The organism is Bradyrhizobium sp. SSBR45G, assembly GCF_030159255.1.
In the GTDB taxonomy this organism is placed as follows: Bacteria; Pseudomonadota; Alphaproteobacteria; order Rhizobiales; family Xanthobacteraceae; genus Bradyrhizobium.
The window spans coordinates 162,792-184,191 of sequence record NZ_BSCT01000003.1 but is presented as its reverse complement, the minus strand read 5'-3'; the positions used below and the strand labels follow the sequence as shown (position 1 = coordinate 184,191).

The following is a 21,400-nucleotide window of genomic DNA, read 5'->3' as shown; positions in this document are numbered from 1 at the left end:
CGTGAAGTCTGTTGATCGCACCGCGAAGCTTGCCAATTGTTTAGGTTCGGCCAAGCCCTCGTGTGTTTACACATTAAGTGCGTGCATACTATATCTGGGCCGCTGGGAATGGATTTAAAGACCGGTTATTCTGTCTGCCTCAGCATATGGGCCAGCATGAAGACATCACGAACCATCACATGGATCCTGCTGGTCGCGGCTCTCGGCGGCGCCGGCTATTACGGCTGGCAGCGGTCTCAGGACGCTGATGCAGCGAAGAAGGCCGCCGCGCAGAAATCGGCCCGGCCGCCCGCGGTTCGGGTATCGACCGTGCCGGTCGAGAAGACGGACTTCCCGGTCTTCCTCAGCGGCCTCGGCACCGTGCAGGGCTTCAATACCGTCCAGGTCCGCACCCGCGTCGACGGCCAGATCGACAAGATCGCCTTTACCGAAGGCCAGCTGGTGAATGAAGGCGATCTCCTCGTCGAGATCGATCCGCGGCCGTTCCAGGCCTCCCTCGACCAGGCCAAGGCCAAGCGCGCGCAGGACGAAGCCAATCTCAACAACGCCAATCTCGATCTGCAGCGCACTACCAAGCTCGGCGAGTTTGCGACGCGGCAGCAGCAGGACACCCAACGCGCCACCGTCGCACAGCTGACGGCACAGATCGCAGCTGACGACGCCGCGATCGCCAATGCCCAGACCCAGCTCAGCTACACCCAGGTCAAGGCGCCGATCTCGGGCGTGGCCGGCCTGCGCCTGGTGGACGTCGGCAACATCGTCAATGCGTCGACCCAGACCGGCATCGTCTCGATCGCCCAGATCGAGCCGATCGCGGTGATCTTCACTGCCCCCGAGGAGCAGCTGCCCTACATCAACGAGGCGCAGAAGGTCGCGCCCCTGAAGGTGATCGCGTTCACCACCGATGGCAAGAAACAGCTGGCCGAAGGCAAGCTGATGGTCGTGAACAACCAGGTTGACACGACCAGCGGAACAATCCGGCTGAAGGCGGTGTTCGACAACAAGGAGCACGCGCTGTGGCCGGGACAATCCGTCTCGACGCGGCTCCTGGTGCGGACGCTCAAGGAGGCCACGGTGGTCCCCGACGATGCCGTCCAGCACTCCACCAACGGGCTCTACTCCTACACCGTGGGTCCGGACAACAAAGCCGAGCTGCGCAAGGTGAAGGTGGGCGCCTCGATCGATGGCCGCACGGTCATTGAAGAGGGCCTCACCCCGGGCCAGCAGGTGATCACGGGCGGTCAATTCAAGGTACAGCCAGGCTCAGTCGTGACCACCGCGGTGGCCAGCACGGAGCCGGCGGCAGCGAAGGTCCGGCAGGAATGAACGGCGGCGGCATCTCGGCACCCTTCATCAAATACCCCATCGGCACCTCGCTGCTGATGGCGGGCATCCTGTTCATCGGCCTCGTCGCCTATCCCCTGCTGCCCGTTGCACCGCTGCCGCAGGTCGACTTCCCGACCATCCAGGTGACCGCCAACCTGCCGGGCGGCAGTCCCGAGACGATGGCGACCTCGGTGGCCCAGCCGCTGGAGCGGCAGTTCGCCCAGATCCCCGGCATCGCCCAGATGACCTCGACCAGCTACCTGGGCACCGCCGCGATCACGATCCAGTTCGACCTCAACCGCAACATTGACGGCGCCGCCAACGACGTCCAGGGCGCGATCAACGCCGCCTCCGGCCAGCTGCCGAAGAACCTGCCGTCGCCGCCGACCTACCGCAAGGTCAATCCGGCCGACTCGCCGATCCTGCTCTTGTCGGCGACCTCGGAGACGCTGCCGCTGACCACCGTCAGCGACGCGGTCGACGCCGGCCTCGCGCAGCAGATCAGCCAGATCTCGGGCGTCGCCCAGGTCGTGATCGGCGGCCAGCAGAAGCCGTCCATCCGCATCCAGATCGACCCGGCCAAGCTCGTCGCCAAGGGCCTGTCGCTGGAGGACGTGCGCAGCCAGATCGCGATCACCACCGTCGACGCGCCCAAGGGCAACATCGACGGCGAACGGCGCGCCTACACCATCTATGCCAACGACCAGCTGACCGAGGCGAAGGACTGGAACGACGTCATCATCGCCTACCGCAATGGCGGCCCGTTGCGCATCCGCGACATCGGCAAGGCGGTGTCGGCGGCCGAGGACGCCAAGCAGGCGGCCTGGGCCAACGGCCAGCGCGGCGTGTTCCTGGTGATCTTCAAGCAGCCCGGCGCCAACGTCATCGAGACCGTCGACCGCATCAAGGGGCTGCTGCCACGGCTGGTCGCGGCGATCCCGCCCGCGATCAAGATCGACGTCATCTCCGACCGCACCACGACCATCCGCGCCGCGGTGGAGGATGTGCAGTTCACGCTGATCCTGACCATCTTCCTGGTCGTGATGGTCATCTTCATCTTCCTGCGCAGCTTCTGGGCCACCGTGATCCCGACCATCACGGTGCCGCTGGCGCTGCTCGGCGCCTGCGCCATGATGTGGGGCGTCGGCTATACGCTCGACAATCTGTCGCTGATGGCGCTGACCATTGCGGTGGGCTTCGTGGTCGACGACGCCATCGTCATGCTCGAGAACATCTCGCGCTACGTCGAGGAAGGCGAGACGCCGATGGCCGCCGCCTACAAGGGCGCCAAGGAGATCGGCTTCACCATCGTCTCGATCTCGATCTCGCTGGTCGCGGTGCTGATCCCGCTGCTGTTGATGGGTGGCATCATCGGCCGGCTGTTCCGCGAGTTCGCCGTCGTGCTGACGATGACCATCTTCGTCTCGATGATCGTGTCGCTGACCCTGACGCCGATGATGGCCTCGCGCTTCCTGCGCAACGAGCACGCCGCCCAGCACGGCCGGTTCTACCAGTGGAGCGAGGCCGCGTTCGACGCGATGCTGCGCGCCTACGAGAGAGGCCTCGATCTGGCGCTGCGCTGGCGCTTTACGACCCTGATGGTGTTCTTTGCCACGCTCGGGCTCTCGGTCTACCTGTTCATCCTGATCCCCAAGGGCTTCTTCCCGCAGCAGGACGTCGGCCTGATCACCGCGACTTCCGAGGCGTCGCAGGACATCTCGTTCAAGGCGATGCAGTCGCGCCAGGAGGCGCTGGCCAAGATCGTGATGGCCGATCACGACATCGCCAGCCTCGCGATGAACATCGGCGGCTCCGGCCGCGCCGGCAACAACGGCAACATGTTCATCACCCTGAAGCCGCGCGAGGAGCGTGACGCGACGGCGCAGCAGATCATCGCCCGCCTGCGGCCGCAGCTCGAGAAGGTCGAGGGCGCGCGGCTCTACATGCAGGCGGCGCAGGACATCCGGCTCGGCGGCCGTCCGTCGCGCACCCAGTTCGAGTACACGCTGCAGGACCCCAATCTCGCCGAGCTCAATGAATGGGCGCCGAAGATCCTGCAGAAGATGCGCTCGCTGCCCGAACTGCGCGACGTCGCCACCGACCAACAGGCCGACGGCACCACGGTTCAGCTGACCATCAACCGCGACACCGCCTCGCGCTATGGCATCTCGCCGCAGCTGATCGACGACACGCTGTATGATGCGTTCGGCCAGCGCCAGGTCGCGCAATATTTCACCCAGCTCAACTCCTACCGCGTGATCCTGGAGATCCTGCCCGAGCTGCAGGGCAATCTCGACACGCTCACCAAGATCTACGTGAAGTCGCCGACGACGGGCGATCAGGTGCCGCTGTCGACCTTCGCCAGCTGGACCACCGTGCCGGTCAAGCCGCTATCGATCAGCCACCAGGGCCAGTTCCCGTCGATCACGATCAGCTTCAACCTCGCCCAGGGCGTCGCGCTCGGCCAGGCCACCGACGCGGTGCAGCGCGCGATGGTCGAGCTCGGCACGCCTTCGACCCTGAATTCGAGCTTCCAGGGCACCGCGCAGGCGTTCCAGCAGTCGCTGTCGACCGTGCCGCTGCTGATCCTGGCGGCGCTCGTCGTCGTCTACCTGATCCTCGGCATTCTCTACGAGAGCTACATCCACCCGATCACGATTCTGTCGACCCTGCCCTCGGCCGGCGTCGGCGCGCTCGCGATCCTGATGGCGTTCGGCTACGAGTTCAGCCTGATCGCGTTGATCGGTGTCATTCTGCTGATCGGCATCGTGAAGAAGAACGGCATCATGATGGTCGACTTCGCCATCGCCGCCGAGCGCGACCAGCACCTGGCGCCGGAGCAGTCGATCCGGCAGGCCGCCCTGCTCCGCTTCCGTCCGATCATGATGACGACGATGGCCGCCCTGCTCGGCGGCGTGCCGCTGATGCTCGGCAATGGCACCGGCTCGGAGATCCGCCAGCCGCTCGGCTACGCCATGGTCGGCGGCCTCATCGTCAGCCAGATGCTGACACTGTTCACGACGCCGGTGATCTATCTCTATCTCGACAAGGTCAACAACGCCTTCTCGCGCTGGGGCCGCACGCATATCGAGCATGAGACCGAGACCGCGTCGGCCGGACCAGTGAAGGAAGCGGCGGAGTAAGAGCTGAGCAGCGCCCGGTTACAATCGTTCCGGGTGCTCTCCTTCGATGCTCGGCTCCCATGTCTTGACTGATCCATGAAATCTGAACCTATCCTGCCCGATCTTTGATCGTGCACATGCGCGTCGATATCGGCGCGGCGTACGCCGACGCGCTTCCGTTGAGAGCATCGGAGCGAACGCTGCCGGCCGAATTTCGACACCCAACCTCATGCGGGTGGCACGGTCTGCACGCAGGACGGCGCGTCACGGCCTCAGGGGGAAATATCGATGGGAGAGCTCGAGCGCCTGCGGGCGGACCTGTATGCGGCGGTCAGGAACGCCTGCCTGGAGGAAGCCCGTGAACTCGCCGATGGCGAACCGGACTTGCCGCTGCCAACGGAGGCGGCGATCGATGAGTTCTCACGCTGGATCTCGACCTCCGCTGCTCCGGTGGCCAATATGCGTCTTGCGCCCCAGACGCAGCCCTTTGCGCTCGGCGCCTCGCGCCTGATTGCAGCGCCCGACATGCCTGATCGGCTTGCATGGCCATCTCACAATGGTCAGCCGCTGGCATTCCTCGCTCAGATCGATCTCTCCACCCTGCCCGGCGGCATCGACTGGCCGGTGCCGCGCCGCGGATGGATCTACTTCTTCCTGGGCACCACGACGGGAAGCATCGAGGAGGGCGACCCCGATGCTTCACCGAACCGGACGCTGTTCTTCAATGGCGACAGACCCGAGCTGAGGCCACGACAGCTGCCGCAAGGCATCACCGTGCCGAACGAGTTCAAACGTGCTGTGCCCTACAGCGTCTCGTTCGAATTGGGTCTCAGCGTTCCCATGGGCAATGCCGGCGAGATCGACACGCCTTGGTATCAAGTGCCGGGAATGGACGGGCTCGACCTGGGCGACCTGCTGCTCGATCGCACGCCGCAGATCATCCCCGAGGACAAGAGCCGGATGTTCGGACTGCCTCGGAACGACCAGATCAACGACGCACAGGTCGAGGCTGCCAGCACAATGGCGGAATATGCTGCCGCGACGGCGCGCAAGTCGCTGCTGGAGCGCATGATGGCGCCGTTCAGGACGCCGAAGCCGCAACCGGGCCCCGAACAGGAGGCAAAGCACTGGTGCTCGCTATTGAGCATCGGGTACATCCCTGACCAGTTCCGCTGGGGAGATGCGCAGACCTACCGCGTTCTCGTCGACGAACGAAAGGCGCGGGCCGGCGATTTCTCCCAGACGTTCATTTATGTCAGCGATTGAGTCGAGCGAAACGGCGAATCAGTTCGCGCTCGTTTGGCGAATCTATTGCCGCGCCATCTCCGCGTTGCCCACGCTCTCGCCGTCCAGGCTCTGCTCGTCCTGCATCGTCACCGTCACGTGCGAGAGCCGCCCGGTGAACGCGAACGGCGCCGTGTAGTCCGACACCGGGCTGCCGCGGTCGTGGCCGATGTCGAGGCCGGACCAGGAGATCAACGTGTGGAAGGCGAGCTGCGTCGTCAGCGTGCCGGCCTCCTCGCCGTCGATCAGCAGCGTGTAACGGCTGAAGCCGGTGCGCGCGCCCTTGGCCGGCTCGCTCTCGCGCCTGAGACGCGCGACGCGCAGGCCGAGGCGATGCACTCCCGCCGACACCGGGCGGGTCGAGCTGACGATCTCGTGGCGGCCGCCGATATTGAGATCGTGCACGAGATGACCGTTCTTGACGTAGAGGCTGTAGCCCGAGGTCGCATCGCCATGGGCGATCAGCACGCCGGATGCGCCCTCTACATCGATCTCGACATGCGCCTCGATCAGATAGTCGCGGCTGCGCACGTCGGGGGCGACGTCGGTGGGGACATGGCCCATGCCCGCATGAAACGTGAAGCGGGTGCGCGCGCCGTGGAAGCGCGCGGCATTCTCGGCAAAGCGCGGGCCGAAGCGGTCGTCGAGCGGCAGCACCTGATGCGCCTCCGCCTGCTCCCACCACAGCTTCACCAGCGTCGCGAGCCGCTCCGGCTCGGCGGCGGCAAGATCATGCGCCTCGGAGAAGTCCTGCGCGAGGTGGAACAGCTCCCATTTGTCGTTCTCGAACGGCGTGCCGGTCGGATGAAAGGCCACCGCCTTCCAGCCATCGTGCCAGAGGCCGCGATGACCGAACATCTCGAAATATTGCGCGACCTGCTTCGACGGCGCTGCCGGATCGTTGATCGACGCGGCGAAGCTCACGCCCTCGAGCGGCATCTGCGGTACGCCTGCGATCGTGGCCGGCGGGTCGATGCCGATCAGGTCGAGCAGGGTCGGCACCAGATCGCAGGCATGAACGAACTGGTGGCGGAGGTCACCGCGTGCGGCGATCGCTCGCGGCCATGACAGGATGAAGGGATCGCGGATGCCGCCGCCATGGGTGTTCTGCTTGTAGCGCCTGAGCGGCGTGTTTGACGCCATCGCCCAGCCATGCGGGAAATTCGAATGCGTGTCCGGCCCGCCGATGTCGTCGATGCGCGCGAGCTTCTCGGCGATCGGCTCCGGCTTGAAGTTGAACGGCCCCATCGCGTTGACGAAGCCGAGCGGCCCGCCCTCCTGGCTGGCGCCATTGTCGGACATCACGATGACGAGCGTGTCGTCGCGCTGGCCTGATTTGTCGAGGAAGGCGAGCAGCCGCGCCAGATGCTGATCGGCGTGATCGAGCATGCCGGCGAAGGCCGATTGCAGCCGGGTGAAGACGCGCCGCTCGTCCAGGGAATGCGCCTCCCAGGCCTTCACGCCGTCATTGCGCGGCGGCAGGTCCGTGGTGTCCGGCACCAGCCCCATCGCCTTCTGGCGCGACAGCCGCTGCGCGCGCTCGACATCCCAGCCATGGGCGAAGACGGAATCGTAGCTCTCGATGATGTCGCGCGGCGCCTGGTGCGGCGCGTGGCAGGCACCGAGCGCGAGCCAGGTCAGCCACGGCAGTTCGGGCCGGTCGGCGGTGTGATCGGCGATGAAGCGGATGGCTTGATCGACGAGATCGGCGGTCAAATGATAGCCGTCGGCGAAGCTACCGGGCGGGCTGATCGGGGTGTTGTCGAGCACGAGCTCCGGTGCATATTGATCGGTCTCGGCGTCCAGGAAGCCGTAGAAACGATCGAAACCGCGTCCGAGCGGCCAGCCGTCGAACGGCCCGGTCGCACCGCTCTCGGTCAGCGGCGTGACGTGCCATTTGCCGACCATGTAGTTGCGATAGGCATGGACGCGCAGCATCTCGGCCAAGGTCCCCGCCTCGCGCGCGATCTTGCCGCGATAGCCGGGATAGCCCGAGTCGAAATTGGCGAGGCAGCCGACGCCGACCGAATGATGGTTGCGGCCGGTGAGCAGCGCCGCCCGCGTGGTCGAGCACATCGCCGTGGTGTGGAAACCGGAATAGCGCAGGCCTTGCGCGGCCAGCGCGTCGATCGCGGGGGTGCGGATCGGCGAGCCGTAGCAGCCGAAATCGGAGAAGCCGACATCGTCGAACAGCACCACCAGAATGTTCGGCGCCCCCTTGGGCGGCTGCGGCGGCTTCGGCCACCACGGTTTGGAGCCTGCGATCGTCCTGCCGATCGTCCCGCCAAATGCGCGCTCGCTCATGCCTCGTCCTCCCCGTGCTTGCGTCCCCATGCACGCGGCCGGCGGGGAGCGCCGTTGTTCTGGTTGCATCCGGTCCGCAGCGCCCGCAGGAGCGCCGCGTCCGCGCTTGCCTGAGATCATAATCATAATTATGATTATTGTTCTAGACGGAGAAAGCGGCATGCCCCCGCGGATTGCAGAGGTCAACCTGCCCGGCGTCACGCCATCGCGGCAGCAGCGCAGCCGTGAAACCACCCTGGCGTTGCTGACGGCCGGCGCCGAGCTGCTGTGCACGCGCAGCCTCGCGGAGCTGTCGATCAGCGAGCTCTGTGCGCATTTCGGCGCCACGGTGGGCGCCTTCTACAGCCGGTTCGACAGCAAGGAGGCCTATTTCAACGCCCTGCTCGCGCTCACTTTGGAGGACGGGCGCGAGCAGCTCATGAAGCTGCCGCCGACCGCCCCGGTCGACGCCGGCGATCTGGACGCAGCGTGCCATCAGTTGGTGCGCGGCATCGTTCTGTGGATGCGCCGGCACAAGGGCGTGCTCCGCGCCGCGCTGGTCCGCAGCGAGCATGGGCCGAACAACTGGACCGGCTTCAAGGAGCTGGCGCAGGCGTTGTCACAGCGCGCCGCGCCGCTGCTGCGGCCGTCGACCCACGAAGACAGCGCGAACCGGCGCAAGCCGGCCGCGACGGCGAAGGAACGCAAGACGGCCGCGTTCGGCATCCAGGTCGTGCTCGGGACCCTGGTGAACGCCATCCTCAACGATCCCGGTCCGCTGTCGATCGACGACGACGAGATCGCCGAGCGGCTCGGCGCTTGCCTGGTGCTGCTGCTGCGCGCCGGACCGGACACCACTGCGCCGCGCTAGCCGCCGAGCAGATCGCGAGGCAGCTCCGGACGGCATTAGGAGCTTGTCCAGACGGCCAGGATCCTCGCCCATGGCCGGCAGTGGCTCCGGCCCTCGTTGGGATGGACGGTTGACGCCGTGGGAGGAGCTTGCCCTGCCGGCGCCGCAGGGCTCTCACGACGGACGATGCGATCGGCGCAATGTCCTGGTTTTCCGGCGTTTCCCCAGGCGATGCGCACGCGCGCTGCCGTCTGACGGGCCCATCCGCCAAGGCGGCTCATCCGCCCATGGCCGGACCGACGCGCGGCCAAACCACGTTGGAAATCCGTCATCCAGCGGCTTGCCAAAGCCTCGGACATGCGGGTAGAAGGACGCGTCGCCGCCGCCCTGCTTCGCGGGCCGGCTCGCGCAACGGTGCCAGACAGTCCGCCAATTGGTTGAAACTGCTCGGCATTCCGTTGGGGAATGGTGTAACGGTAGCACAACAGACTCTGACTCTGTTTGTCTTGGTTCGAATCCAGGTTCCCCAGCCAGCTTGATATCTGCCGCGACGGCCTGAAGAGCGACGGCCTCATCCTCGATCCCTGAAATGGTTTGGGTCCGCCTGCGGCGGACGCGAAAACGTGTCCCGCACACCGGGTCGCTGGGGCGTCCGCCCCTTCGGCGCGCAGGCCCGCTCGTTAACTTCTGCTCATTGCGAATCGGCGAGAACGGACCACCATTGCGAGCAATGGACCGCTTCTGTGGAGGAAGGCACGTGCAAAGCAGCGTCGGGTCGCGGGCGTTTCAAAACGCACGGCTCCAAAAGCGGGCCAAGAAGCAGGCGGACGCGCTGTTGCCGGCCGCGATCAAGGCCTATCGCGAGGGCCGGCACCGAGAGGCGCAGGGGCTGTGCCAGCAGATCCTGCAGGACCTGCCGCATCATTTCGGCGCCCTGCATCTGCTCGGCGTATCCGAACGGGACTGCGGCCGTTTCGAGCAGGCGGCGCTCGTCTTGACGCAAACCGTCGAGATCGATCCGCGCTCGGCCGAAGCCCAGTCCGATCTCGGCATCTCGCTGTCCCGGCTCGGCCGCCATGAGGAGGCCCGCGCCCATTTCGAACGCGCCATCGCCCTCAAGCCGAATTTTCCGACCGCGCTCACCCATCTCGGCAACGCGCTGATGAGCCTGTTCCGTTTCGAGGAGGCGATCGCAGCGCATGACCGCGCCATTGCGCTGAAGCCCGACTATGCCGAAGCCCATGCCAATCGCGGGATGGCGCTGATGTTCACGAGCCGGCACGAAGAGGCCGGCCAGAACTTCGATCGCGCGCTCTCGCTGCAGCCGCGGTTGCTGACGGCCCTGTTCGGCAAGGGCGTGGCCAGCATGAACCTGCGGGATTTCGACGCTGCCCTGGCGGCGCTGAATGCGGCGCTGGCGATCAATCCGAATGCGGCCGCCGTGATCGCCCAGCGCGGGCAGGTGTATCAGGAGTTGGGCAAGTTCGATGCGGCGGAAGCCGAATTCGACGCCGCACTCGCCCTCGAACCGCTTCTGGAAGCCGCACTGAACGGCAAGGCCACGGTGACTCTCGCCAATGGCAATATCGCGCTCGCAATCTCCGTCATCAACAAGGTGCTGGCACAGAATCCGAACTCTGAGATTGCCTGGACCCTGCTCGGCGTCTGCTCTGCGATGCAGGGCGACATCGCCACGGCGATCGACCATTACGACCGCGCGATCGCGATCAGACCGAACCATGAGGATGCGATCACCAAGAAGATCTTCGCGCTGGATTTCCTGCCGGAGATCGGGGTGGAACGTCTCCAGGAAGCGCGCAGATACTGGTGGGAGGCGATCGGCTCGCGACTGCAACGCCGCTCGCTCGGCGTACGAAATGTCGACCCGGACCGGCGGCTTGTCGTCGGCTATGTCTCGTCCGATTTCCGCGACCATTCGGCGGCCTTTGCCTTCCTGCCGATCCTGCGCCATCACGATCACGCGCAGTTCGAAATCCTTGCCTATTCCTGTTCGCCGATGAAGGACGCCAAGACCGACCTGTGCCGTTCGCTGGTCGATCGCTTTGTCGACGCCTCACCGTGGAGCGACGACAAGCTCGCCGATCAGATCCAGGCCGACAAGGTCGACATCCTCGTCGACCTCTCCGGGCATTCCGCCGGCCACCGGCTCACGGTGTTTGCGCGCAAGCCCGCCCCGATCCAGGTCTCGGCGGTTGGCAGCGTCACCGGAACAGGCCTACCCGTCATGGACTATTTGCTGGCCGATCCGGTGGCGATCCCGGCTGCGGTCCGGCATCTGTTTGCGGAGAAGATCTACGACCTGCCGTCGCTCATCACGATCGAACCGCCGCCCCCCATTCCGCCGTCGCCGCTGCCCATGCTTCGTAACGGCCACGTCACCTTCGGCGCGTTCAATCGCATCGACAAGCTGTCCGAGCCTACGCTCAGGCTGTGGTCGAAGCTGATGGCTGCAACGCCGGGCTCGATCATCGTCGTCAAGAACCACTCGATGGGCGATGCCCTGCTGCGCGACGGATTGATTGCTCGCTTCGTCGCTCACGGCATTGCCGCGGACCGCGTCATTTGTGCCGGCAAGACGACGCGCCAGGAGCATCTTGCGATGTTCGCCGATATCGATATCTCGCTCGATCCGTTCCCGCAAAATGGCGGCATCTCGACCTGGGAGTCGCTGCAGATGGGCGTGCCCGTCGTCACCAAACTCGGCAGCGGCCCCGCCGCCCGCGCCGGCGGAGCGATCGTCAAGGCGGTCGGCCTCGACGAATGGGTCGCCGAGGACGACGAAGGCTATCTCGCGACAGCGCTGAATTTCTGTTCCCGGCCCGCGGAGCTCGCCGCGCTCCGCGCCCGGCTGCCGGCCATGGTCTCGCAGTCAGCCGCCGGCAACGGCGCGCTCTACACGCAGCATGTAGAAAACGGCTACCGGAAGTTCTGGCGCGACTACTCCCGGCAAGCGGCCATTCGCTAGCGCTCTCCGTCCCGATTGAACGGAACGCGCCGACCGCGATCGCCGCGGCAGGCCGGCCGCGACCGATGCGCCGGAGGGCGGCCAAGGGATGGTGGTCAAGGGGTGGTCAAGTTGGCGGCGAAGGCGGTCGTTCGCAGATCGGGCAATTCGACCGGCTCTTGCGAGCAGCGTGCCCACGGCCGTCTCCCGCCGGCAACACCTATTACATGATGTGTAGGGTTGCTGTTCGTCTCTCGGAGCCCAAAAACACGTAGTCCGAACAAACCGCAACTAACAGTAACCAAAAACGCTGCAAATCCGCCACATCGCCCCCGTTTCTTTGCCGGACTACCGCAGGTTGCTGGTCGCTCTCGCGCGGCCATGCGACGCGGAAGATCCTGCATGGGAGCAGACGTTGCTGGTACTACGTCGATTGGCTTGGGTCGGAATGTGCGGCCTTCTCGGTCTTGGCTTGGTCGGGCTCGTCCGGCTGGCGACGAACCAGGCCGACGAGCAGCCGCCATGCGGCCAGGGATCGATCGCCTCCACGATGACGAGCTGCAAGCCGTCCGCGCGCGCCTTGTCCCCTGAGGACGTCATGACGTTTCAGAAGCCCGGGTCGCCGCCGCTACGCGCACTCGCGTCCGACTAGGCGCTGGCACGCAGCGCTGTTCGCACCGTCGTTCGTTCGGCGAGATGTGCCAGGCCGTCCCGGTCCGATCTGGAATTGAAGCGCGCACGAGGACGCGAGCGGGCCGCGCCCCTCATCGGCCGCATCGAAGCGCTGACATCAGGACCGGCACAAGTTCGCGCCCGTGCGTCGTTCGACCCAGGCCAGATAGGCCTCCGAACGGGCCATGACCTCCGCATGCGACAATCCGAACTGCTCGAGCGTGTAGACGTGCTTGAAGCGGCGACCGTCTGATGCCGTCTGCAAGTGCCGCCGCATGCGGGTCTCGAACTCTGGCGAAAAGTCGTAGCCGAACGTCGTGTAGATCCTGCGGATGGTGGCGGCCGGATCGCGGGTCAGGTCGTCGAACAGGACGTCGACGACCTGGTCGGAGCTCGCCACGTCGTCGGCCTGCATCATCCGCTCCATGGATTGTTCGAACAGCTCCAGCATCCGCCGGCCGAGGTCGTGGAAATCGATCCGCGGCGTGTAGGAGATCTGCAGCTGCGCGATCAGGCTGGCGAGCGCCGGAATGATCTGGCAGGGATCGCGGTGCAGCCGGACGATCCGCGCATCGGGAAAGCTGTTGAACAGCACCGGCAGAAAATGGGCGTGGGCCAGCGACTTGCTCAGCCAGTGCCCGCCGCGATGAAACAGCTGCAAGTGCTGGACCTGGCGCTTGTAGGCCGCTTCGAGCAGCTCGAGCTGAGACCGATCCAGATGGCGGAACCATTGCCAATAGTCCGGCGACCTGAGACCCAGGATCATGTGCTGTGGGCCGTGCCACATCATGAGCTGGCACTCCTCGGGGGCGTGCAGGGCAAATTCATGGATCTTGTGCAGATCCGGCATCACCGCCGCGCGAAACTCGGACTGCGCGCGAAGCCGGCCAATGCGCGGATCCGTCTGGTAGGTCTCCGGCCGCGGCGGCGGCGACGGCTCCTGCAGCTCCCAGAGCCGCGGGGCCCGCGCCCGCGGGTCGAGCGCCAGCAGATGATGCAGGAAGGTGCTTCCGGTCCGCCCGAAACCGATCAGAAACAGCGGCCTTGCGACGGACACCTCGACGATGTCGGGCACCTCGGCCAGATCCTGCTCGAACTGCACGTAGCGCTCGATCCAGCCATAGATGTAGTGGCTCGCCATATAGCGGCCGAGATCATCATAGGCGCCGTCGCGCCCGACCGCCTCCGCCAGGCATCTGATGCCTTCGAGATGAAGCGCGCTGTCCGCGCCGAACGGCGCAGCACCGAGGCGCTCCTGCGCCAGGTCGAGCAGCTGATCGACGTCCAGCACCCGGCGTGCGCAGAACTCGCGGTCCAGCGACAACATCCTGGTGAGGAGCTGCGCGGCCTCGGGCGAGCGCTGCCGGGGAGCAACGACAATGGTCTCGTCGGGATCATCTGGCCCGCGACGCATGGAGATGCTGTCCTGACTTCGGCTGATGCCGAGCATGCTAGCGAACGGGACGTTCGATCTCAACACGGCGCGCGCACCGGCGCTCAACCGTGCCGCGGCGGCGACCGGTGTCATCAGCGTGGACGCCATCGCGGCATTAACCCGCCATTCACCACGATCGTCGCTCGGCCGGAACGATGCAATTTGCATCAACTTGTCCGAATGAGGAGACGGGACATGAGCAGGCTGACAGATCTCGAAGACCAGATCGCCCGCGCCGAGCGGCTCGAGCGGACCGTCGGCGACACGCTGACGATCGAACGGCTGCGCCAGTTCGCCGCCGAGTGCCGCCGCGAGCGTGAGGGGCTCACCGGCCCCGATCGCCGCGCCGCGTAAGGCGCGGCGCAAGGCGACGCACCGCCTCTCACGCCGCGAGACCGGCCACGACCGATGTCGCCGGGGCGTGGCGGCGGATGCGCTGGCTGCCGCATGGCCCGCCCCGCGGCGACGTCCTGGCTGCAGGCGGGCCATGGCTGCGGCCTTCACCAGGGTCCTTCCACCTCTCGATCCCCTGTGATCTATCGGCAGAGCTCCGGCGTTCGATGTCGCGAGAGCGCAAAGACGGTGGCATCGACGGTCCCGTTCCACCCGAGCACAAGGCCTTGCCGAGATGCGCGCACGTCCCTCCTCCCGCCTGCTGGTGGTCGATCCTGACGACCGCCTCCTGCTGTTCAAGTTCGTGCACCTCGCCGGCGCGCTGCGCGGCGAGCAGTTCTGGGCAACGCCGGGCGGCGGGCTCGATCCGGGCGAGAGCTACGAGGCCGCAGCCTGCCGGGAGATGTTCGAGGAGACGGGAATCCGCATCGCTCATCCCGGGCCGCAGATCGCGCAGCGATCGGTGAGCTTCACGATGGTCGATGGCGAACAGGTCTGCTCGGACGAGCGCTACTTCCTCGTCAGGGTCGAGCGCGGCGAGGTCTCGTCGACGCATTGGACCGAGCTGGAGCGCGCGGCCATCGCCGCGCAGCGCTGGTGGCGGCCAGCCGAGCTCGCCGCCACGACCGATCAGGTGTTTCCCGAGGACATCGCGGACATGCTGCGGCGCGCCGGAGTCTGGTAAGGCAGTCGCCCCGTCAGAGCCGGCCGCCCGCCAGCGCGGCGGTGCGCGGCCGGCCGATGTCCTCGATCGCGCTCGGCATCGGCGCCACCGGGAACACCGCGTTGATCTGCCCGGTGCCGGAGGACGGGAAGAACGGAGTCACGACCTCGACGCCGCGGTCGTAATGGTTCCAGCCGAGCGCGCCGAGCAGCATTGCGGTGTCGTGCATGAAGCCCTCGCCATGGCCCTTGCTGGCGTATTCCGGCAGCATGTCGCAGAAGTCGGGCCACTCGCCCTGCTGCCACATCTGGATCACCTCGTGGTCGAGCCGCTCGAGAAAGGGGCTGAACATCTTATCGCGATAGTCGTCGGCGGTGCCGTTCTGGGCGAAGCGGTGGCTCAGGGAGCCCGAGGCGAAGAACGCCACCGTGCCGTCATAGTGGTCCTCGACGGCGCGGCGGAACGCCCAGCCGAGCCTGGCGCTGTCGGCGAGATAATGCGAGGTGCACAGCGCCGAGACCGACACCACCTTGAAATGGCGGTCGGCGTTCATGTAGCGCATCGGCACCAAGGTGCCGTATTCCAGCGCCAGCGAGGTCGCGTCATGGGCCATGGTCGCGACACCATGGGCGTTGGCGCCCCTGGCCAGGATGTGGCCGAGCTCCGGGTTGCCGTCGTATTCGTAGGTCATGTTGGCGATGAAATGCGGCAGCTCGTTCGAGGTGTAGAGCCCCTCGAAGTGCGGCGCGCAGTTGATGTGGTAGCCGGCATTGACCAGCCAATGGGTGTCGAACACCACGATGGTGTCGACGCCGGCCTCGCGGCAGCGCCGCCCGATCTCGATGTGGCCGTCGATCGCCGACTGCCGCTGGCCCTTGGCCGGACCATCGAGCTCGCTGAGATACATCGACGGCACATGTGTGATCTTCGCCGCCATCGCGAGCTTGCCCATCGCCTCGTCTCCCTTCCGATCGTTCCACGGTCCGGCGTCGCGGACCCCTTGCTTGAGTGCCAGACTAGCCGCGCGGCCGCTCGAAAAAAAGGGCCGCGAACGCGGCCCTTCCCGGCGATCCGAGCCTGGCTATCGGCCGATCGTGGCACAGCGCGACACGCAAACTGCCACGACGCAGCGGTCACGCGGCCTTGATGTCGATGGTCTTGGCAGCCTTCTGCACCTCGGGCTTCTTCGGCAGGGTCACCTTGAGCACCCCCTGCTTGAACACCGCCTCGATCTTGTCGGTATCGACGCCGTCGGGGATCTGGAAAGAGCGCTCGAACGAGCCGAAGCTGCGCTCGCGGACGTAATAGTCCTTCTGCTTCTCCTCCTTGTCCTCCTGCTTCTCGCCCTTGATCGACAGCACGCCGCCCGCGACCTTCACCTCGACATTCTTCTCGTCGAGCCCCGGCAGCTCCGCCGAGACCTCATAGGCATTGTCGTGCTCGGCGACATCGACCGCCGGCGCCACGGCAAAGGATCGGGCTCGCGCCAGACCGGGCAGTTGGTCGAACAGCGACGGCGTTCGCCAGAATCCGCCGTGGAAGTCCTCGAACACGCGATCGATCTCGCGGCGCAGGTTCTCCAACGGGCGCCATCCCTGCAACGATGGCGCAGTCGTCTTCTCGGTGTTGATGGGCAGCTTGGTGGGTTCAGCCATGACTTCATCCTCCTGCTTCACGCGAGGATCGGCTCTCAGGCGGCGTGGGCGCGGCCGTTGCGCTTGACGAGATCGGCCGGCATCCGCCCCCTCGCGCTTGACGGGAAAATTATAGCGGGCTCGCCGGATTTCCAGATTGATCGCGATCAAATCGGTGCGCCTTGAAGCGCCGGCGGCCGAAGCGCGCGGCGTCGCTCCGCACGCCATCGGCGCTGGCCTCGTTCCATCGATCGCTGTCCGAACAAGACTGAAGCAGCCCTTCAAAGTGGTGAATCGAACGTTAATCGAGACGGCTTGCGCGGTGCTTTAACGCAGGAAGCAGAAAGCCTTATGCTCCAATGTGTTATGCCGCTTTGAGAAGGCGCGCCGGCAACGCGTTGCATCGTGCTCGAACCGCACCGACGGGCGACGGCGCGGCCGCAAATGTGGGCCGCTTAACACATTCTCCAGTCCCTCCAGCGAAGGTGTCAGCTCAACAATTCACCACAGGTTTCATGACCGTGACATCCTTCGGACGTGTGATCTCGGTGCGCGGCTCCCAGGCCCGCGTCGGCATTCTTCTGCAGCCGAAGCAGATGAGCGTTTCCGAGATCCGCGCGACAGTCGGCCGCTTCATCAGCATTCGTTGCCCCAGCGCCACGATCATCGCCATCATCACCGAGGTGACCAGCGAAGACATGTCGCATGGGGACGAATACGTCGCGACGGCGTCGGTCGACCTGCTCGGCGAGATTCTCGGCCCTGCCGAGCGGCCCAAGTTCCAGCGCGGCGTCACCCATTATCCGACCATCGGCGACGCCGTCGACATGATCACCAGCCAGGAGCTGCGCACGATCTACACGCCGACCGCGGGCGACCACATCGACATCGGCGCGCTGCAGCAGGACAATACGGTGCGTGCCTGCGTCAATGTCGAGGAGATGCTGTCGAAGCACTTCGCGGTGCTCGGCTCGACCGGCGTCGGCAAATCGACCGGCGTGTCGCTGCTGCTCAACGAGATCCTGAAGGCGCGGCCGAACCTGCGCATCTTCCTGCTCGACGTCCACAACGAATATGGCCGCTGCTTCGGCGAGAAGGCGCTGGTGCTGAACCCGCGCAATCTGAAGCTGCCGTTCTGGCTGTTCAATTTCGAGGAGATCGTCGACGTCCTGTTCGGCGGCCGGCCTGGTGTGCCGGAGGAGCTCGACATTCTCGCCGAGGTGATCCCGCTGGCGAAGGGCATCTATACCCAATACCAGAACTCCGACCGCATCGGCCTCAAGCGCATCGACCCCAAGACCGTCGGCTACACCGTCGACACGCCGGTGCCCTATCGCCTCGTCGACCTGATCAACCTGATCGACGAGCGCATGGGCAAGCTCGAGAACCGCTCCTCGCGCATCATCTACCACAAGCTGATCTCGCGCATCGAGACGGTGCGGAACGACCCGCGCTACGCCTTCATGTTCGACAACGCCAATGTCGGCGGCGACACCATGGCCGAGGTCATCAGCCACCTGTTCCGCCTGCCGGCCAACGGCCGGCCGATGACGGTGATGCAGCTCGCCGGCTTCCCGGCCGAGGTGGTCGATTCCGTCGTGTCGGTTGTTTGCCGTATGGCGTTCGATTTCGGCCTGTGGAGCGACGGCGTGTCGCCGCTGCTGTTCGTCTGCGAGGAAGCGCACCGCTACGCCTCCGCCGACCGCTCGATCGGCTTCGGCCCGACTCGCAAGGCGATCTCGCGCATCGCCAAGGAAGGCCGCAAATACGGCGTCTATCTCGGCCTCGTCACGCAGCGGCCCGCCGAGCTCGACGCCACCATCATCTCGCAGTGCAACACGCTGTTCACGATGCGCCTCGCCAACGAGCGCGACCAGTCGCTGCTGCGCTCGGCGGTGTCGGACGCCGCCGCCAACCTGCTCTCCTTCGTCCCCTCGCTCGGCACCCGCGAGGTGCTGGCGTTCGGCGAAGGCGTGGCGCTGCCGACCCGGCTGCGCTTCAAGGAGGTGCCGCTACATCAATTGCCGCGCAGCGAGGCGACGATCGCGACCGTGCGCTCGGTCAATGCCGGCCATGACATGCATTTCGTCAGCGCCGTGCTGGAACGCTGGCGCGGGGCGACGTCCAGCCGGGAGGCCTCGAACGGCGACGGCGGCACGAGTACGCTCGGAGATCGCGGCAGCCTGTCGGCCACGCTGGATGCGCCGATGCTGCAGCCGTCGATGGGTCTCGACCCCGACCGCTTCTCGCTGCTGAAGAAGCCGCTGCGCTGAGCCGCAGGTCCCCGACCGTCAACGGCGTGATCAACGACATGGACCCCCCGGCCCGCCGCGCCGGCAAGGTCCTGATGGCGCTGGTCGCGGCGCAGCGAGCTCGTTGGCCGCGCGCTACGCCACCGTGGAGGTGCTGAATCGAGGCTCAGCGCGTTGCGCCTACCGGCCGATCGACTAAGGTTCGCTCCCTGCCCCGCCATCCCGGATCCGTTGCCATGACGCCAGCTCCCATCAGCCGCTTTCCCGTCCCTGCGATCTCCGCCCTGCCGGACGACATCCGCACACGTCTGCTGGCTGTGCAGGAGAAGAGCGGCTTCGTGCCGAATGTGTTCCTGACCCTGGCGCACCGGCCCGATGAGTTCCGCGCCTTCTTCGCCTATCACGACGCGCTGATGGAGAAGGACGGCGGGCTGACCAAGGCCGAGCGCGAGATGATCGTGGTGGCGACCTCGAGCGCCAACCAGTGCCAATATTGCGTCATCGCGCATGGCGCGATCCTGCGCATCCGCGCGAAAAATCCGCTGATCGCCGACCAGATCGCGATCAACTACCGCAAGGCCGACATCACGCCGCGGCAGACGGCGATGCTCGATTTCGCGATGAAGGTGGCGCTGACGGCGCAGACCGTCGGCGACGCCGACTTCCAGGCGCTCGCCGGCCACGGCTTCAGCGACGACGACATCTGGGACATCGCCGCGATCGCGGCGTTCTTCGCGCTGTCGAACCGGATGGCCAACGTCACGGGCATGCGCCCGAACGACGAGTTCTATCTGATGGGGCGGCTTCCGAAGACCAAGTGAGACCGGTCAGTCGTCCGACGCCGGCCCGCACCAGCCGGGCAGATAGACGGCGTCATGGCTCTTGGCGACCGCCAGCGCGTGCTCCATGGCAGCCCCGAAATGGGTCTCGACCGTCTTGCGCTTGACCTTGCGGCGCAGGAAATCGGCCCACAGGAACTCGCTGAACGGCGTGGTGTCCTTGGCAAAGCCGCCGGCACGGCGCAGCTCGCCGGCGAGGCTGCGGAACGGATCGTCCTTCAGATCCGCCACCGTCTTCGGCAGATCCTTGAAATGCCGCCGCTCGCCCTTCGCATCATAGGGATAGACCCAGCGCTTGTTGTCCATCACGCCCCAGAATGCGTCGGGATCGACCATCGAGAGGTCGCCGATGATCGTGACCAGGACATCCTTGACGCCTTCGTCATGGAGCGCACGCGCCAGATGATGATGATCGACCACATAGTGCCGCTTGTCCGGTCCGAGCACGACCGGGATCATGTGCTTGCCGAGCAGCTCGGCCTGCTTCTTCTTCGACTTGTGCTCGCGCCAGCGCTCACGCTTCTCCTTCACCTCGCGCATGCCGACCGTCATCTGCGTCGGGCGCAGCGACAGGATCGGCACGGGATGCAGCAGCGGCTCTCTGGTGTTGGCCATGCGTGAACTCCGATGAGTCGACGGGGCCGGCATTATGCCACGTCCGGCCGGCAGCGCATATGTGAAGCGTTCCGCCCGGTTCCGGCGGCCGGCGCGAAGGCCGCGGCGCGCGCATCCGCAGAGCGAGCGGATTGGCTGATGCAGCTCAATCAGGACGATTTTTTTTGTGAGAGCTTGGCCCCGCGTGCTAAGAACGAGCATCGGAGTCGAGGCATGAAGACCCAGCGCCCCATGGCAGCGGAGGAAGAGCATCGCGTGGTGCCGTTCCGGCCCCGCAATGGTCCGGTGCGGCGCGTGACCGAGGGCGGCAGCCCGCCTGTCCCGCTGCATCGGCGCGAGCCGGCGCCGCTCGACCTGTCCCGCTACGAGCAGCCGCGCGAGGAGCCCGACGATTTCCGGCACCGCATCCTCGCCAACATCGCCGCCATCGCCTTCACCGTCGCGCTGACGGCGATCGGAATCTGGCTGGCGATGAGCATCGCCGATCTCCGCAAGACCCAGGATTGCATCCTGACCGGACGGCGCGACTGCGCCCGCATCATCACCGAGACCTACACGCCCTGACCCCCTCGCGAACGCGACGCCCGCCTGCCGACAAGCATCACAATCCCGCCACAACCGCCGCGTCCGGCTCCATTGAACTCACCGCGGCGCTCCGATATACGGGCACACGACTCCTGGGCGACGGGGGTATAGGGCTCGCATCAGACGCCCTTGGGGGCGCGGTGTCCTCTCGTTGCCCTTATCCGGATTAGTTCCAAAATATCAAAGGCTTAGTGATGTCCTCAACATTCGATCAGGTCGCCACGATCATCGCTGAAACCTGCGACATCCCGCGCGACACGATCACGCCGGATAGCCACGCCATCGACGATCTGGGCATCGACAGCCTCGATTTCCTCGACATCGCGTTTGCGATCGACAAGGCCTTCGGCATCAAGCTGCCGCTCGAGAAGTGGACGCAGGAAGTCAACGACGGCAAAGCCAGCACCGAGCAGTATTTCGTGCTGAAGAATCTGTGCGCCCGCATCGACGAGCTGGTCGCCGCCAAGGGCGCCTGAGCGCC

18 protein-coding genes and 1 tRNA gene are annotated in these 21,400 nt (G+C 65.8%); 14 read left to right on the top strand and 5 right to left on the bottom strand.

Translation table 11 applies throughout. The features are described from left to right. Nucleotides 1–156: 156 nt before the first annotated feature. The 3 genes from QQL87_RS05625 (at nucleotide 157) to QQL87_RS05615 (ending at nucleotide 5,714) form a co-directional block, all read left to right on the top strand. Complete coding sequence (locus tag QQL87_RS05625; RefSeq protein WP_284416679.1) at nucleotides 157–1,326, top strand: efflux RND transporter periplasmic adaptor subunit; 1,170 nt, start codon at nucleotides 157–159, stop codon at nucleotides 1,324–1,326. Continuing rightward, nucleotides 1,323–4,469, top strand: a complete 3,147-nt coding sequence (locus tag QQL87_RS05620; protein ID WP_284416680.1) for an efflux RND transporter permease subunit — start codon at nucleotides 1,323–1,325, stop codon at nucleotides 4,467–4,469. The genes QQL87_RS05625 and QQL87_RS05620 overlap by 4 nt, the downstream gene beginning before the upstream one ends. Nucleotides 4,470–4,736: 267 nt before the next feature. Next, nucleotides 4,737–5,714 (top strand): DUF1963 domain-containing protein, encoded by a 978-nt coding sequence (locus QQL87_RS05615; protein WP_284416681.1) that lies wholly within the window; start codon nucleotides 4,737–4,739, stop codon nucleotides 5,712–5,714. 42 nt (nucleotides 5,715–5,756) lie between these two features. On the opposite strand, the gene QQL87_RS05610 is transcribed toward QQL87_RS05615, so the two are convergent. Beyond that, a complete protein-coding gene (locus tag QQL87_RS05610; RefSeq protein ID WP_284416683.1) occupies nucleotides 5,757–8,036 on the bottom strand; it encodes an arylsulfatase in 2,280 nt (759 codons plus the stop codon). A 160-nt stretch (nucleotides 8,037–8,196) separates the two neighbouring features. Between QQL87_RS05610 and QQL87_RS05605 the strand changes: the two genes are divergently transcribed. The 3 genes from QQL87_RS05605 to QQL87_RS05595 all read left to right on the top strand — a co-directional run bounded on the left by QQL87_RS05605 (nucleotide 8,197) and on the right by QQL87_RS05595 (nucleotide 11,851). Continuing rightward, on the top strand, nucleotides 8,197–8,886 hold the full coding sequence (locus tag QQL87_RS05605; RefSeq protein WP_284416862.1) for a TetR/AcrR family transcriptional regulator: 690 nt from the start codon (nucleotides 8,197–8,199) through the stop codon (nucleotides 8,884–8,886). 438 nt (nucleotides 8,887–9,324) lie between these two features. Next, nucleotides 9,325–9,398 (top strand) — tRNA-Gln (locus tag QQL87_RS05600). A 224-nt stretch (nucleotides 9,399–9,622) separates the two neighbouring features. Beyond that, nucleotides 9,623–11,851: an O-linked N-acetylglucosamine transferase, SPINDLY family protein gene (locus QQL87_RS05595; RefSeq protein WP_284416684.1), complete on the top strand. Its 2,229-nt coding sequence runs from the start codon at nucleotides 9,623–9,625 to the stop codon at nucleotides 11,849–11,851. 769 nt (nucleotides 11,852–12,620) lie between these two features. Here the strand turns inward: QQL87_RS05595 and QQL87_RS05590 are convergent. Beyond that, nucleotides 12,621–13,916: a sulfotransferase family protein gene (locus QQL87_RS05590; protein WP_284416685.1), complete on the bottom strand. Its 1,296-nt coding sequence runs from the start codon at nucleotides 13,914–13,916 to the stop codon at nucleotides 12,621–12,623. Nucleotides 13,917–13,950: 34 nt separating this feature from the next. Here QQL87_RS05590 and QQL87_RS05585 point away from each other — a divergent pair, with 34 nt between their 5' ends. The 3 genes from QQL87_RS05585 (at nucleotide 13,951) to QQL87_RS05575 (ending at nucleotide 15,015) form a co-directional block, all read left to right on the top strand. Further along, nucleotides 13,951–14,121: a hypothetical protein gene (locus QQL87_RS05585; protein ID WP_284416687.1), complete on the top strand. Its 171-nt coding sequence runs from the start codon at nucleotides 13,951–13,953 to the stop codon at nucleotides 14,119–14,121. 11 nt (nucleotides 14,122–14,132) lie between these two features. Next, nucleotides 14,133–14,291, top strand: a complete 159-nt coding sequence (locus tag QQL87_RS05580) for a hypothetical protein (protein WP_284416688.1) — start codon at nucleotides 14,133–14,135, stop codon at nucleotides 14,289–14,291. Between the two features lie 274 nt (nucleotides 14,292–14,565). Next, nucleotides 14,566–15,015 carry an NUDIX hydrolase gene (locus QQL87_RS05575; RefSeq protein ID WP_284416689.1) on the top strand — a complete coding sequence of 150 codons (450 nt, stop codon included), beginning with the start codon at nucleotides 14,566–14,568 and terminating at the stop codon, nucleotides 15,013–15,015. A gap of 13 nt (nucleotides 15,016–15,028) precedes the next feature. Here the strand turns inward: QQL87_RS05575 and hpaD are convergent, their stop codons facing one another. Together hpaD and QQL87_RS05565 are read right to left on the bottom strand one after the other, a co-directional pair. Next, nucleotides 15,029–15,946: a 3,4-dihydroxyphenylacetate 2,3-dioxygenase gene (gene hpaD, locus QQL87_RS05570; protein ID WP_284416690.1), complete on the bottom strand. Its 918-nt coding sequence runs from the start codon at nucleotides 15,944–15,946 to the stop codon at nucleotides 15,029–15,031. 181 nt (nucleotides 15,947–16,127) lie between these two features. Then, nucleotides 16,128–16,649 carry an Hsp20/alpha crystallin family protein gene (locus QQL87_RS05565; RefSeq protein WP_284416691.1) on the bottom strand — a complete coding sequence of 174 codons (522 nt, stop codon included), beginning with the start codon at nucleotides 16,647–16,649 and terminating at the stop codon, nucleotides 16,128–16,130. Between the two features lie 136 nt (nucleotides 16,650–16,785). On the opposite strand from QQL87_RS05565, the gene QQL87_RS05560 reads away from it, so the two are divergent. From QQL87_RS05560 to QQL87_RS05550, 3 genes are all read left to right on the top strand, one after another. Beyond that, on the top strand, nucleotides 16,786–16,959 hold the full coding sequence (locus tag QQL87_RS05560; RefSeq protein ID WP_284416692.1) for a hypothetical protein: 174 nt from the start codon (nucleotides 16,786–16,788) through the stop codon (nucleotides 16,957–16,959). A gap of 184 nt (nucleotides 16,960–17,143) precedes the next feature. Then, entirely contained in the window at nucleotides 17,144–18,901 is a 1,758-nt protein-coding gene (locus tag QQL87_RS05555) for an ATP-binding protein (RefSeq protein ID WP_284416693.1), read from the top strand. A 215-nt stretch (nucleotides 18,902–19,116) separates the two neighbouring features. Beyond that, entirely contained in the window at nucleotides 19,117–19,701 is a 585-nt protein-coding gene (locus QQL87_RS05550) for a peroxidase-related enzyme (protein WP_284416694.1), read from the top strand. A 6-nt stretch (nucleotides 19,702–19,707) separates the two neighbouring features. Here the strand turns inward: QQL87_RS05550 and QQL87_RS05545 are convergent, their stop codons facing one another. Then, nucleotides 19,708–20,334, bottom strand: a complete 627-nt coding sequence (locus tag QQL87_RS05545) for a ParB-like protein (protein ID WP_284416695.1) — start codon at nucleotides 20,332–20,334, stop codon at nucleotides 19,708–19,710. Between the two features lie 213 nt (nucleotides 20,335–20,547). Between QQL87_RS05545 and QQL87_RS05540 the strand changes: the two genes are divergently transcribed. Next, nucleotides 20,548–20,898, top strand: coding sequence for a hypothetical protein (locus QQL87_RS05540; protein WP_284416696.1), 351 nt, complete (start codon nucleotides 20,548–20,550; stop codon nucleotides 20,896–20,898). A 215-nt stretch (nucleotides 20,899–21,113) separates the two neighbouring features. After that, nucleotides 21,114–21,395 (top strand): acyl carrier protein, encoded by a 282-nt coding sequence (locus QQL87_RS05535; protein ID WP_006609130.1) that lies wholly within the window; start codon nucleotides 21,114–21,116, stop codon nucleotides 21,393–21,395. The last annotated feature ends 5 nt before the right edge of the window (nucleotides 21,396–21,400 follow it).